Annotated in this window: 13 protein-coding genes and 1 tRNA gene; 11 read left to right on the top strand and 3 right to left on the bottom strand. The window is 72.6% G+C overall.

Translation table 11 applies throughout. The features are described 5' to 3' along the window. The first annotated feature begins 27 nt into the window (after nt 1-27). The 5 genes from moaC to VE614_RS17810 all read left to right on the top strand — a co-directional run bounded on the left by moaC (nt 28) and on the right by VE614_RS17810 (nt 3,217). The gene (gene moaC / locus VE614_RS17830; RefSeq protein WP_324937635.1) at nt 28-507 is read left to right on the top strand and encodes a cyclic pyranopterin monophosphate synthase MoaC; all 480 of its coding nucleotides are present in this window, start codon (nt 28-30) and stop codon (nt 505-507) included. Continuing rightward, nucleotides 504-1,070, top strand: a complete 567-nt coding sequence (locus VE614_RS17825; RefSeq protein ID WP_324937633.1) for a MogA/MoaB family molybdenum cofactor biosynthesis protein — start codon at nt 504-506, stop codon at nt 1,068-1,070. The genes moaC and VE614_RS17825 overlap by 4 nt, the downstream gene beginning before the upstream one ends. Continuing rightward, a complete protein-coding gene (locus tag VE614_RS17820) occupies nt 1,067-1,693 on the top strand; it encodes a GNAT family N-acetyltransferase (RefSeq protein WP_414719594.1) in 627 nt (208 codons plus the stop codon). The genes VE614_RS17825 and VE614_RS17820 overlap by 4 nt, the downstream gene beginning before the upstream one ends. A 171-nt stretch (nt 1,694-1,864) precedes the next feature. Beyond that, nucleotides 1,865-3,070, top strand: coding sequence for a gephyrin-like molybdotransferase receptor GlpR (glpR, locus tag VE614_RS17815; RefSeq protein WP_324937631.1), 1,206 nt, complete (start codon nt 1,865-1,867; stop codon nt 3,068-3,070). Nucleotides 3,071-3,143: 73 nt separating this feature from the next. Beyond that, nucleotides 3,144-3,217: transfer RNA gene (locus VE614_RS17810), tRNA-Ala, on the top strand. 91 nt (nt 3,218-3,308) lie between these two features. Here VE614_RS17810 and VE614_RS17805 read toward each other — a convergent pair. Continuing rightward, nucleotides 3,309-3,785, bottom strand: coding sequence for a GNAT family N-acetyltransferase (locus VE614_RS17805; RefSeq protein WP_324937630.1), 477 nt, complete (start codon nt 3,783-3,785; stop codon nt 3,309-3,311). 77 nt (nt 3,786-3,862) lie between these two features. On the opposite strand from VE614_RS17805, the gene VE614_RS17800 reads away from it, so the two are divergent. Continuing rightward, the gene (locus VE614_RS17800) at nt 3,863-4,657 is read left to right on the top strand and encodes an exodeoxyribonuclease III (protein ID WP_324937758.1); all 795 of its coding nucleotides are present in this window, start codon (nt 3,863-3,865) and stop codon (nt 4,655-4,657) included. A 23-nt stretch (nt 4,658-4,680) separates the two neighbouring features. Here the strand turns inward: VE614_RS17800 and VE614_RS17795 are convergent, their stop codons facing one another. Continuing rightward, a complete protein-coding gene (locus VE614_RS17795) occupies nt 4,681-5,292 on the bottom strand; it encodes a MerR family transcriptional regulator (RefSeq protein WP_324937756.1) in 612 nt (203 codons plus the stop codon). 202 nt (nt 5,293-5,494) lie between these two features. On the opposite strand from VE614_RS17795, the gene VE614_RS17790 reads away from it, so the two are divergent. The 4 genes from VE614_RS17790 to VE614_RS17775 all read left to right on the top strand — a co-directional run bounded on the left by VE614_RS17790 (nt 5,495) and on the right by VE614_RS17775 (nt 9,176). Then, on the top strand, nt 5,495-7,075 hold the full coding sequence (locus VE614_RS17790) for an NAD(P)/FAD-dependent oxidoreductase (RefSeq protein WP_324937628.1): 1,581 nt from the start codon (nt 5,495-5,497) through the stop codon (nt 7,073-7,075). After that, complete coding sequence (locus VE614_RS17785; protein WP_324937626.1) at nt 7,072-7,989, top strand: alpha/beta hydrolase; 918 nt, start codon at nt 7,072-7,074, stop codon at nt 7,987-7,989. The genes VE614_RS17790 and VE614_RS17785 overlap by 4 nt, the downstream gene beginning before the upstream one ends. Then, nucleotides 7,986-8,879, top strand: a complete 894-nt coding sequence (locus tag VE614_RS17780) for an SDR family oxidoreductase (protein WP_324937624.1) — start codon at nt 7,986-7,988, stop codon at nt 8,877-8,879. Before VE614_RS17785 ends, VE614_RS17780 begins: the two co-directional genes overlap by 4 nt. An 87-nt stretch (nt 8,880-8,966) precedes the next feature. Next, complete coding sequence (locus tag VE614_RS17775) at nt 8,967-9,176, top strand: hypothetical protein (protein ID WP_324937622.1); 210 nt, start codon at nt 8,967-8,969, stop codon at nt 9,174-9,176. A 193-nt stretch (nt 9,177-9,369) separates the two neighbouring features. Here VE614_RS17775 and VE614_RS17770 read toward each other — a convergent pair whose 3' ends face one another. After that, nucleotides 9,370-12,663 carry a S41 family peptidase gene (locus VE614_RS17770; RefSeq protein WP_324937620.1) on the bottom strand — a complete coding sequence of 1,098 codons (3,294 nt, stop codon included), beginning with the start codon at nt 12,661-12,663 and terminating at the stop codon, nt 9,370-9,372. 200 nt (nt 12,664-12,863) lie between these two features. Here VE614_RS17770 and VE614_RS17765 point away from each other — a divergent pair, with 200 nt between their 5' ends. Further along, a complete protein-coding gene (locus VE614_RS17765) occupies nt 12,864-13,466 on the top strand; it encodes a TetR/AcrR family transcriptional regulator (RefSeq protein ID WP_324937618.1) in 603 nt (200 codons plus the stop codon). Nucleotides 13,467-13,495: the final 29 nt, after the last annotated feature.

Below are 13,495 nucleotides of genomic sequence, written 5' to 3'. Positions count from 1 at the left end.
ACGGGCCCGGACCGGGAGCGGCACAGCATGAGTACGCAGGACCGACTGACCCACATCGACGACGCGGGCGCCGCCCGGATGGTCGACGTGTCGGAGAAGGACGTGACCGTCCGCACCGCCCGCGCCGGCGGACGCGTCCTCGTCTCGCCCCGCGTGGTCGAGCTGCTGCGCGGTGAAGGGGTCCCCAAGGGTGACGCCCTCGCCACCGCGCGGATCGCGGGGATCATGGGGGCCAAGCGCACCCCCGACCTGATCCCGCTGTGCCACCCGCTCGCGCTCTCCGGTGTGACACTGGACCTGTCGGTCGCGGACGACGCCGTGGAGATCACCGCGACGGTGCGGACGACGGACCGCACGGGCGTCGAGATGGAGGCCCTCACCGCGGTCTCCGTCGCCGCGCTCACCGTGATCGACATGGTCAAGGCGGTCGACAAGGGAGCGGTCATCACGGACGTACGGGTGGAGGAGAAGACGGGCGGCAAGTCGGGCGACTGGAGCCGGGCGTGAGCGCGCCCGCTCCGTCGGGCACGGCGCCGTACCGCGCGCTGGTCGTCACCGCCTCCAACCGGGCCGCCGCGGGCGTCTACGAGGACAGGGGCGGCCCGCTGGTCGCCGACGGACTCGCAAGGTTCGGCTTCGCCGTCGACGGACCGCAGGTCGTCCCGGACGGGGACCCCGTGGAGGCGGCGCTGCGCGCGGCCGTCGACGCCGGATACGACGTCATCGTGACCACCGGCGGCACCGGCATCTCGCCCACCGACCGCACCCCCGAGGCGACCCGCGCGGTGCTCGACCGCGAGGTCCCGGGCATCGCCGAGGCGATCCGGGCGTACGGCCGCGACAAGGTGCCCACCGCGGTGCTCTCCCGGGGCCTGGCCGGCGTGGCGGGTGGCACCCTGATCGTGAACCTGCCCGGTTCGACCGGCGGGGTGCGGGACGGGCTCGCCGTGCTGGAGCCGCTGCTCAGGCACGCCGTCGACCAGATCCGCGGCGGCGACCATCCCGGGCCCGGCGGGGCGTTCGCGCCGGGCGGTGACGGCCGCGCCGGACACCCTGGGGGTGTGAGCTGAACGGTCACCCGTCCTGGCCCGTCGAGCTGGTCGAAGACGATGTCGTCCTCCGGCCGATAAAGCTGCGCGACCAGCGGGCCTGGCGTGAGGTCAACCGGCGCAACCGGGACTGGCTGCGCCCCTGGGAGGCCACCATCCCGCCGCCCGGGCCCGGCGGACCGGTCACCCACCGGCCGACCTACCGCCAGATGGTCCGCCATCTGCGCACCGAGGCGAACGCGGGCCGGATGCTGCCGTTCGTCATCGAGTACCAGGGGCGGCTGGTCGGGCAGTTGACGGTCGCCGGTATCACCTGGGGCTCGATGTGCTCGGGGCACATCGGCTACTGGGTGGACGAGGCGGTGGCCGGCCGCGGCGTGATGCCGACGGCCGTGGCGCTCATCGTGGACCACTGTTTCCGCACGGTCGGACTGCACCGCGTGGAGGTGTGCATTCGCCCGGAGAACGGCCCCAGCCGCCGGGTCGTGGAGAAACTCGGATTCCGCGAGGAGGGGCTGCGGCCCCGTTATCTCCACATCGACGGCGCCTGGCGCGACCACCTCGTCTTCGCGCTCACCGCGGAGGAAGTGCCCGACGGGCTGCTGAACCGGTGGCGGCACAGCCGCGCCCGCAGCAGTAATTGAATATACGTTCGAAATTGATCCCCGGTGACCGGATCGGGTCTTTGAATTCACCACCGAAGCGGACCGCTGATCGCATCGATCGCAAAAAAAGCTCGAAATATCAGCCAGATCGTGCGACACACCGGCTCAATTGGCGGATGGCCTCACGCAAACCCCTCTACCGTGTGAGGCGTGAGCAGCAGCGGCCTCATCTACGCAGTCATCGTCGGGGCCTGGGCCGCCTACTTGGTGCCGATGTGGCTCCGTAGGCAGGACGAGCTGAACGAGGCCCGTCCGACGGAACGCTTCAGCACAGCCATCCGGTTGCTGTCCGGACGGGCCGGGATGGAGCGCCGGTACGCCAAGGACCTGCAGGCGCGCTCCGCCGACGAGGGGGAGCCCGCCGTGAGCGATCCGGACGCCGTCACCGACTCGGTGGACGTCCGGGCCTTCGCCGTGCCCCCGACCCGCCCGCAGACCCAGGCGCCCCTGCCGGCGCGGGTCGCCGAGCGGTCGGAACCGGCACGCGAACGGGCCCCCGCGCACGCCGACGGGCACCCGTCCGGCGCCACACCCGCGCGCAAGCAGGTGCCGGGCGCCCGGCGCGCGCCCGGAGCGGAGGCCGCCGCGGCACGCGCCCGGCGCTCGAAGGTCCTTGCGCGCCGCCGGCGTACCACGGTCATGCTCTTCCTCGCCTTCACGCTGGGCTCGGTCGTCGCCGCCGTCGGAGGCCTCGCCTTCCTGTGGGCGCCCGCCGTGCCCGCCGTGCTGCTCAGCGCGTACATCGCCTATCTGCGCTCCCAGGAACGCCGCCGTTTCACGTACCAGATGGACCGGCGCCGCGCGGAGGACGCCGCGCGGCGGCTGCGGGAGCGGGCGCGCCAGCCGCGCCGGCAGCCCTCCGCGCCCACCGACAGCGACGACCCCGACGAAGGCCCTGAACCGGAGTCCGACCCGGGTCTGTCGGCGCTCGCCGCGGACCGGCGGGCGCTCGTCGAGCAGACCGATCACGCCGAGTGGGTCGACCAGCAGCGCGAGCGGCAGCGGCGGCCGGGGCACGGGGACAGCTGGGAGCCGGTCCCGGTGCCGCTGCCGACGTATGTGACCGCGCCGGTCGCGCCGCGCGCCACGGCCGACGTCGACCTCGGGTCGCCGGACGCGTGGAGCTCGGCGCGGTCGAGCTCCGTCGCGCGCGAGGAGGAGACCCGGGCGGCCGGCGAGCCGTCCCCGGAGGATCCGGACGACGGGGAGGCGGACCGCGAGGGCGACCGCCCGGAGGGCGCCGGCCGCAGTGACGCGCGGCGCGCCGCCTCGGCGCGGCGGGCGCGGGAGCGGGGGCGTACGCCGCTGTTCGACCAGTACGAGGACGGGGACCGGCCCCGCGCGGCCAACGAGTAGGGGCTCCCGGCGGCCCCACCGGAGCGGATTTCCGGGCAGGCCGATCGGGGTGCTAAAGTTTCACTCGTTGCAAGGGCCTGTGGCGCAGTCCGGTAGCGCACCTCGTTCGCATCGAGGGGGCCAGGGGTTCAAATCCCCTCAGGTCCACGCAGCATAGAGCCCCGTCGGGAGACCGACGGGGCTCTATCGTGTTTCCTGCCCTGGTGAGGGCCCGTGACGGGCCCTCAAGTGGCAGGCGTCACAACGCCTTCGCGTAGCACCGGCTCGACTCGTAGAAGCGGTAGTAGCCGAACTTGGCGCACGGCTCGTAGCCGCTGGAGGTGTACAGGCCGATGGCCTCCGGCTGCTCGGTGCCGGTCTCCAGGACCATGCGGGTGCGGCCGGCCGCGCGGGCGTCCTCCTCCAGGGCGGTGAGCATCCGCCGGGCGAGTCCCAGGCCGCGCATCTCCCTGATCACGTACATCCGCTTCAGCTCCGCGTCGCCGTCCTCGTTGCCCTCGTCGTTCCTGTCCTGGCGGCGCCAGCCGCCGGTGGCCACGGCGCGGCCCAGCTCGTCGTACCCGATGAAGTACACGCCGTTCGGAGGCTCGAAGTCCTCCGGCGCGAGCACGGTGGCATCGCCGCCGTCGCCGTAGCGCTCGTGGTACTCGGCCTGGACCTCGTCGTTGAGCTTGACGGCGTCGGGGTGGTCGAAGGGGACGCGGCGTATATTCATGTGAGGCATCGTACTTCTATGCAGGCGACGAATCTGGACTTCGTCCAGTGTGCCGGTATCGTGCCGGGGTGCTGACTGTGACCTCCGTGAACGTGAACGGGCTGCGTGCCGCCGCGAAGAAGGGCTTCGTCGAGTGGCTGGCCGGTACCGACGCCGATGTGCTGTGCCTCCAGGAGGTCCGCGCGGAGCCGCAGCAGCTGCCCGAGCACGTACGGCAGCCGGAGGGCTGGCACGTGGTGCACGCCCCCGCCGCCGCGAAGGGGCGCGCGGGCGTCTCGCTCTACACCCGCCGCGAACCCGACCGGGTACGTGTCGGCTTCGGCTCGGCCGAGTTCGACGGCAGCGGCCGGTACGTCGAGGCGGATCTCCCAGGCGTGACCGTCGCCTCCCTCTACCTCCCGTCCGGCGAGGCAGGCACCGAGCGGCAGGACGAGAAGATCCGCTTCATGGGCGAGTTCCTCGCCTACCTCAAGGAACTGCGCGAGCGCGCCGCCGCCGACGGCCGCGAGGTGCTGATCTGCGGCGACTGGAACATCGCCCACCAGCGGGCCGACCTGAAGAACTGGCGTGGCAACACCAAGAGCTCCGGTTTCCTGCCGGAGGAACGCGACTGGCTGACCCAGGTCCTCACCCCGGAGGCCGGCGGATACGTCGACGTCGTACGGGCACTGCATCCGGAGGTGGACGGGCCGTACACCTGGTGGTCGTACCGGGGGCGGGCCTTCGACAACGACACGGGATGGAGGATCGACTACCACGTCTCCACGCCCGGTCTCGCGGCCAAGGCGGTCAAGGGGTACGTCGAGCGCGCGGCCACGCACGCGGAGCGCTGGTCGGACCACGCGCCCGTCACGGTCGTGTACGACCTGTAGGGCGGTCTCGCTCCCGGGGCCGGCTAGCGGAGACGGCGGTCCAGGGCCAGGGAGAGTTCCGCCTCGACCACGCTGCGGGCCAGGGGGCGGAGGCGGTGGACGTGGTCCGCGGGGGCGTGGCGGAGGATCAGGCCGGCGAAGAGGTCGGCCAGGGCGTCGGCGTGTTCGCGGACGCGTTTGGCGGCGGCCAGGACCTCGGCGAGGGGGATGCCCTCGTGGACGAGGGTGGCGGAGACGTCCAGCAGGCGGCGGCTGATGTGGACGATCTCGTCGCCGTCGGTGCCGAGGTAGCCGAGTTCCATGGCGGCGGCGAGGTTCTCGGGGGTGGCCTGGCCGGCGAAGTGGTCGGCGAGTTCCTCGGGGGTGAGGCGGACGGGGGTCTCCTCGGTCGGGGCGCCGAGGCCGAGGAGGTCGCCGACGTCGCGGCCGTGGTCGAAGGCCTCGGCGAGTTCGGCGATGCCGCTGAGGGTGTGGCCGCGTTCCAGGAGGGCGGCTATGGTGCGCAGCCGGGCCAGGTGGTGGTCGTCGTACCAGGCGATGCGGCCTTCGCGGCGGGGCGGCGGGATGAGCTTGCGCTCGCGGTAGAAGCGCAGGGTGCGCACCGTGATGCCGGCCAGGCGGGCCAGCTCCTCCATGCGGTATTCACGCTTCTCGGACGGGTTCTGCGATGTCGTCCCCGCCTGCTTCTCTGCCTTGTCTGCCACGGTCGAACCCTAAGTCGTACCGTCGGTAACTTTCTTCGTTCCGCCCCCTACCGATGAGTACGGCTCTCCTCTACTCTCCCCATTGCGCCAGTGTTCACTGGCATGGTTACGAGTGATGCGTGGAGGCTACGGGATGGCCGAGCACGAGCATGTACGGGTGGCGGTGATCGGGTCCGGGTTCGGCGGGCTCGGCGCCGCGGTGCGGCTGCGGCGGGAAGGCGTCACCGATTTCGTGGTGCTGGAACGCGCCGACAGCGTCGGCGGCACCTGGCGGGACAACAGCTATCCGGGGTGCGCCTGCGACGTGCCGTCCCACCTCTACTCGTTCTCCTTCGCGCCCAACCCCGACTGGCCGCGCGCCTTCTCCGGGCAGGAGCACATCCGCGCCTACCTGGAGCGGGTCGCGGACGTCTTCGGGCTGCGGCCGCATCTGCGGTTCGACGCCGAGGTCGAGCTGATGACCTGGGACGCGGAGCAGCTGCGCTGGGAGATCGAGACCAGCTCCGGCCGGCTCACCGCCGACCTCGTCGTCTCCGCCACCGGGCCGCTGTCCGACCCGAAGATCCCCGAGATCCCGGGCCTTGACTCCTTCCCCGGCACGGTCTTCCACTCCGCCCGCTGGGATCACGACTACGACCTGAAGGGCAAGCGGGTCGCCATGGTGGGGACCGGGGCCTCCGCCATCCAGATCGTGCCCGCCATCCAGCCGCGGGTCGGTAAGCTCACCCTCTTCCAGCGCACGCCCCCGTGGGTGATGCCCCGGATGGACCGCGCGATCAGCGGCGCCGAGCGGTGGCTGCACCGGAAACTGCCGTTCACCACTCAGGCCCGGCGCGGACTGCTGTGGGGCGTCCGGGAGTTGCAGGTGCAGGCGTTCACCAAGCACCCCGGCCAGCTGGGCTTCGTCGAGCAGCTGGCCAAGCGGAACATGGCCCGCGCCATCAAGGACCCGGCGCTGCGGGCCAAGCTCACGCCCGACTACCGGATCGGCTGCAAGCGGATCCTGCTGTCGAGTGAGTACTATCCGGCGCTCGCCCGGCCGAACGTCGAGGTCGTCGCCTCCGGGTTGGCCGAGGTGCGCGGGTCGACCCTGGTCGCCGCCGACGGCAGTGAGGCCGAGGTCGACGCGATCATCTTCGGCACCGGGTTCCACGTCACCGACATGCCGATCGCCGAGCGGGTCGTCGGGGCGGAGGGCAGGACCCTCGCCGAGGTCTGGAAGGGCGGCATGGAGGCCCTGCGCGGCGCCTCCGCGGCCGGGTTCCCCAACTGGATGACGATCATCGGGCCCAACACCGGCCTCGGGAACTCCTCGATGATCCTGATGATCGAGTCCCAGCTGAACTACCTGGCCGACTTCGTCCGCCAGCTCGACGTGCTCGGCGGGCGCGCGGCCCTCGACGCCCGCCCCAGCGCCGTGGGCGCCTGGAACCGGCGGGTGCAGGAGCGGATGAAGCGCACGGTGTGGAACACCGGCGGCTGCACCAGCTGGTACCTGGACGCCAATGGCCGCAACACCACCGTCTGGCCGGGCACGACGGCGGAGTTCCGGCGGGCGACACGACGGGTGGACCTCATGGAGTACGAGGTGCTGCGACCGCCGGTGGCGAAGGCAGGCGAGGGCACCCCGGAGACCGGGGAGCGTGCCGCCGAGGCCGGGACGCGTGCCGCCGGGTCCGGGGAGCGTGCCGCCGAGGCCGAGGCCGCGATATGAGCCGGCTCCCGCACGTCCTCTCCGGCCCCTACGCCCCGCCCGCCCCCGCCCGCGAGCTGACCGTCGTCTCCGCCGACGGCGCGCGGCTGCATGCCGAGGTGCACGGGCCCGAGCAGGCGCCCCCCGTCGTCCTCATCCACGGCTGGACCTGCTCGACCGCCTTCTGGGCGGCGCAGATCCGCGCGCTGGCCGCCGGGCACCGGGTCATCGCCTACGACCAGCGCGGCCACGGGCGCAGCCCCGCGAGCCGGTTGTGCAGCACCGACGCCCTCGCCGACGACCTGGAAGCCGTCCTCGCCGCCACCCTCGCGCCCGGCGAGAAGGCGGTGCTCGCCGGCCACTCCATGGGCGGCATGACGGTGCTGGCGGCGGCCGGCCGGCCCCGCGTCCGGGAGCACGCGGCGGCCGTCCTGCTGTGCAGCACGGGGAGTTCCCAGCTGGTCGCCGCCGCCACCCTCGTGCCCCTGCGCCCGGGGCGGTTGCGCACCTGGCTCACGCGGCGCGTTCTCGGCTCGCGCGCGCCCCTCGGCCCGGTGACGCCGCTCGCCCGGCGCGTCCTCAAGTACGGGACCATGGGCGCCGGTTCCGCCCCGCACATGGTGGAGGCGTGCGCCAGGGTGGTGCACGCCTGCCCGCGCGCCGTACGCCACGCCTGGTCGCGCGTCCTCGATGCGCTCGACCTCGACCACGCCGTACGGGAGTTGCACGTGCCCACGGCCGTCGTCGTCGGCTCGCACGACCGGCTCACCCCGCCGGCGCACGCGCGGGCGCTCGCCGCCGCGCTGCCCCGCTGCACCGGCCTCGACGAGCTGCCCGGGCTCGGCCACATGACACCGGTGGAGGCACCCGAGCTGATCACCGGGAAGATACGGGAACTCGTCACGACGTACGTGAAGGTGAGGGAGGGCGCATGACCAGGGTGAGCCTCGAAGGGCAGGTCGCGGTCGTCACGGGGGCCGCGCGCGGGGTCGGCGAGCTGCTGGCGCGCAAGCTGTCGGCGCGCGGGGTGAAGGTCGCGCTGGTCGGGCTGGAGCCGGACGCCCTCAAGGAGGTCTCCTCGCGGCTGTACGGCGACAGCGACCACTGGTACGCCGACGTCACCGACCACGAGGCGATGGCCCGGGTCGCGGGCGAGGTCAAGGAGCGGTTCGGGAAGGTCGACATCGTCGTCGCCAACGCGGGCGTGGCGACCGGCGGGCCGTTCGCCGACTCCGACCCGGAGGCCTGGCGGCGGGTGATCGAGGTCAACCTGATCGGCTCGGCCGTGACCGCGCGGGCCTTCCTGCCGGTGCTGATGGAGAGCCGCGGCTATCTGCTCCAGATCGCCTCCCTCGCCGCGATCACCCCCGCGCCCATGATGACCGCGTACTGCGCGTCCAAGTCGGGTGTCGAGGCGTACGCGCACAGCCTGCGCGCGGAGGTCGCCCACCGGGGCGTGAAAGTCGGCGTCGGCTATCTGTCCTGGACCGACACCGACATGGTGCGCGGCGCCGACCGGGACGACGTCATGCGGGAGTTGCGGCAGCGGCTGCCGTGGCCGTCGAACAAGACGTATCCGCTGGGCCCGGCCGTGGACCGGATCGTCGCCGGGATCGAGCGGCGGTCGGCCCATGTGTACGGGCAGTGGTGGCTGCGCGGGATGCAGGGCGTGCGCGGGTACCTGCCGGCGGTCATCGGGACGGTCGGGCAGCGGGAGATGCGGCGGTTCGCGGACCGGCTGGAGGGCATGCGCACCGGGCTGGTGGGCGCGGGCGGGGCGGCGGACGAGCAGGCCAGGGCCGTTGCCGCTACGCAGCGTAGGTGATCGACATGCACAGCGTGTCCGCCCATGTGAATCTGGAGGAGCCCCCACGGGGCCCCACATCCCCCCAGTCACAAGGAGTGACGACACATGGGTATGAAGGACAAGTTCCAGGACCAGTCCGAGCAGTGGCAGCAGCAGGCTCGCGAGAAGATGGACCAGGCCAAGGAGCAGGTCCAGAACCGTCGCGGGCAGCGTCGTGAGGACGAGCCGATGACGCGGGAGCGGCCCGAGCGGGAGCGGCCCGAGCGGGAGCGGTCCCAGCGGGAGCGCTTCGACGAAGACCTCGACGAGGTCTGACCGCTGCGGTCTGGTTTTCCTGGTGTGGGTGCCTCCGGTGTTCGCCGGGGGCGCCCATCCTTTTGCTGTTGCCGCGGGTGCGCCGGGCGGGCGGTTCGTCGTCGGGTGTGGGCCGTGGGGGTTCTCGCGCAGTTCCCCGCGCCCCTGAGGCGGGTGGGGGCCGCCGGTGTCGAATGCGGCCGCCGCGCTCACATCAGGAAAACGTGCGTGGGGGGAGTTTCGGGCGGGAGCGGTCGGGGGTGCTGGTGTAGTCGGGTGGGGTCGCCGGGGGGCTGGTCTTGAGGAGGTCGAGGGCCAGGTGGACGGCGTCGTCCAGTTGGGCGTGGCGGCCTTCGGCCCAGTCGAGGGGGGTGCGCAGGATCTCCAGGTCGGGGGTGACGCCCTTGTTCTCGACGGACCAGCCGTACGCGTCGAACCAGGCCGCGTTCATCGGCACGGTGATCACGGTGCCGTCGCCGAGGCGGTGGCGGCCGGTCATGCCGACGACTCCGCCCCAGGTGCGCTGGCCCACGACCGGGCCGAGCCTGAGAAGTTTGAAGGCAGCGGTGATCATGTCGCCGTCGGAGGAGGTGGCCTCGTCGGCGAGGGCCACCACCGGGCCGCGCGGGGCGTTGGAGGCGTAGGACACGGGCTGGGCGTCGCGGGTGAGGTCCCAGCCGAGGATGGTGCGGGTCAGCTTCTCGATGACGAGTTCGCTGATGTGCCCGCCCGCGTTGCCGCGCACGTCGACGATGAGGGCGGGCCGGGAGACTTCCATGCGCAGGTCGCGGTTGAACTGGGCCCAGCCGGAGCCGCCCATGTCGGGGATGTGCAGATAGCCGCAGCGGCCGCCGCTCAACTCCCGCACGACCTCGCGGCGTTTGGCGACCCAGTCCTGGTAGCGCAGCGGCCGTTCGTCGACGAGCGGGACGACGGCGACCCGGCGGGCGCGGCCCTCGCCCTCGGCGGGGGTGAACGTCAGCTCCACGGTCGTGCCGCCCGCGCCGGCGAGCAGCGGGTAGGGGCCCGTGACCGGGTCCACCGGGCGGCCGTCGACATGGGTGAGGACGGCGCCCTCGCGGATTCCGGAACCGGCCAGCGGGGAGCGGGCCTTGGAGTCGGAGGAGTCGCCGGGCAGAAGGCGCTGGACCGCCCAGCCGCCGTCGCGGCGGACGAAGTTGACGCCGAGCAGGCCCTGCCGGCGCTGGTAGTGGGGCGGGCCCTCGTTGCGGCGGGCGGCGGTGACGTAGGCGTGGGAGGTGCCCAGTTCGCCGAGGACTTCGCGCAGCAGGTCGGCGAACTCGTCGGGAGAGGCGACCCGGTCGACCAGCGGGCGGTACTGCTCCAGTACGGCGTCCCAGTCGATGCCGCACATGCCGGGTTCCCAGAAGTGGGCGCGGATCAGGCGGCCGGCCTCGTCGTAGGCCTGGCGCCACTCGGCGGCCGGGTCGACCTCGTGCAGGATGCGGCGCAGGTCGATCCAGGTGGTGGTGTCGCCGTCGCCGCTCTCGGTGGACGGGACCGCGCGCAGGTCGCCCTCGTCGACGACGACCAGGCGGCTGCCGTCGCCGCTGACCGCGAACCAGTCGAGGTGGGCGAGGAGTTCTGACCGCTTGGCCTTGGCGATGCCGAAGTGCTCCAGGGTGGGGCGGCCGCTGGTGTCGTCCGGGTTGACGAAGGTCTCGCCGAGCGCGCCGGAGATCGGCCAGCGCAGCCAGACCAGTCCGCCGCCCGTGACCGGGTACAGCGCCGAGTACTTGGACGCGGCGACCGGGAAGGGCGTGACCCTGCTCGCCAGGCCCTCCACCTCCACGGTGACGGCGCCGCTCTCGCCGCCGCCCCCGTCGCCGAGGTCCCCGGCGTCGCCCAGCTGGCCGAGACCGCCGGCGGCGGGGCGGCCGTCGGGGTCGAGGGCGAAGGGGGAGGGGGTCGCGGAGGAGAGCGGGACCAGGTAGGGGCGGCAGCCGAGCGGGAAGGACAGGTCGCCGGTGTGGACGTCGTAGACCGGGTCGAAGCCGCGCCAGGAGAGGAAGGCGAGGTAACGGCCGTCGCGGGTGAAGACCGGGTTCTCGTCCTCGAAGCGGCCGTCGGTGACGTCGACGACGAAGCGGGCACCTTCGCCGGTGCCTCCGGCACCGGCGATACGGGCCATCTTGATCTGCCGCAGGGTGCGGCCGATGCCCGGGTGGGACCAGGTCAGCCAGGCGCCGTCGGGGGAGAAGGCGAGGTCGCGGACCGGGCCGTTGATCGACCGGATCAGCTCGGTGACCTCGCCGTTGGAGTCCTCGGTCGCGTCGATCAGCAGCAGCCGTCCGTCGTGCGCGGCGATGGCGAGGCGTTCGCCCTGCGGGTCGGAGACCAGTTCCAGGACCCGGCCCAGTTCGCCGGAGGCGAGCCGCCGGGGCTCACGGTCGCCGGTGGCGCGGGGGAGATAGGCGATCTCGATCGCGTCCTCGCCCTCCGCGTCCGTCACATAGGCGACCTGGCTGCCGGAGCCCAGCATCTCCGGCAGCCGGACCCGGACGCCGGGGGTGTCGGTGATGGTGCGCGCGGGCCCGTCGCGGTGGGTGAGCCAGTACAGGCTGCCGCGCACCACGACGGCGCTGGCCCGGCCGGTCTCGTCGACGGAGAGGCCGTCCACGTGGTGGGCGGCGGGCACCTGGTAGGGGCGGCGGCCGGTGCGTGGCCCGTTCAGCCGGATGTCTAGGCGGCGCGGGGCGGCGTCGGGCGAGAAGTCGTCCACGAGCCACAGGTCGCCGGCGCACTGGTAGACCACCCGGGCGCCGTCGCTCGCGGCGTGCCGGGCGTAGAAGGCGTCGTGGTCGGTGTGGCGGCGCAGGTCGGAGCCGTCGTGGGCGCAGGAGTAGAGGTTGCCGACGCCCTCGTGGTCGGAGAGGAAGGCGATCCGGTCGCCGACGAACATCGGCGCGTCCAGATGGCCCTCCAGGTCGGCGAGGAGCCGCTGTCCGTGCAGCCAGAGGCGGCCCATGGCGCCGCCCCGGTACCGCTTCCAGGCGGCGGGTTCGTGCGGCGGGGTGCCGGTGAGCAGCAGGGTCTTGTGCCCGTCGGCGAGGTCGGCGACCTGGATGTCGGAGACCGGGCCCCAGGGGAGCTTGCGGCCGGGGTCGCCGTCGGGGGAGACCTTGTACGCCCAGGTGAAGTAGGAGAAGGGCTCGCCGTGCGAGGCGACGGCGAGGATGTCGCCGGTGCCGTCCCCTTCGGGCGGTGTCCAGCCGCAGACGCGGGTGTCGGCGCTTCCCCAGTAGGTGAGCTGCCGGGCCCGGCCGCCGTCGACGGGGACCAGGTGGATCTCGGGGACGAGGCTGCGCCAGCTGGTGCAGGCGATATGGCGGCCGTCGGGGGAGAAGCGCGGATGGCCGGTCTTGGTGCGGTCGGCGGTGAGCCGCCAGGCCCGGCCGGGACCGTCGAGGGGGGCGAGCCAGAGGTCGTCCTCGGCCACGAAGCACAGCAGGTCACCGTGGAGATGGGGCAGGCGCAGATAGGTCACCTCTTCATGCTTTGCCCGGCGCGAGAGGCGGGCAACTTGTACGGTTTTTACCTGCTCGCCCACCCCTCGGGGTGCGGGACTTATGCGGTTCCGACAGAAGTGATCCAGCGCACGTACGAAACGGTTTCGTTTCGCTAGGGCCGGGCACTACAGTGGTGGTGTACGAAACAGTCTCGTTCACGCGAAGGAAGGTGAGGGGCATGGCCGCAACCGCAACCGCGCGTCGCAGCCGGCTCACGCCCGAGCGCGCGGCCGAGCTGTACACGGCCGTACTCGACCTGCTCCGCGAGGTCGGCTACGACGCCCTGACCATGGACGCCATCGCCGCCCGCACCCACTCCAGCAAGGCCACCCTCTACCGCCAGTGGGGCGGCAAGGCCGAGCTGGTGGCGCACGCGATGCGGCACATGAAGCCGGGCGGCGTCGCCGACGTCGACACCGGTTCCCTCCGTGGCGACCTGGTCGCCCTCGTGACCCGCGAGGACGACTGCGCCATGGAACAGAACACCGCGCTGATGCGCGGCCTGGCCATGGCGGTCCACAACAACCCCGACCTGCTGCGGGCGTTCAAGGAACTGCTGATCGAGCCGGAGCTGGAGGAGTTCCGGCGCGTGCTGCGGCGCGCCGTCGACCGGGGTGAGGTCCGCGCGGACAACCCGGCGATGGAGTTCGTCGTGCACATGCTGCTGGGTGCGTTTGTCACCCGTGCGCTGATCGACGAACTGCCGCCCACGCAGAACTTCCTCATCTCGTACATCGACGCCGTGGTCCTCCCCGCCCTCGGCGTCCCCACCACCACCTGAGCGACCTGCTCCGCACCACCTGACGCGAC

The sequence above is a fragment of the Streptomyces sp. genome, assembly GCF_035645055.1.
Lineage (GTDB): Bacteria > Actinomycetota > Actinomycetes > Streptomycetales > Streptomycetaceae > Streptomyces.
This window is presented reverse-complemented; position numbering and strand designations above follow the sequence as displayed.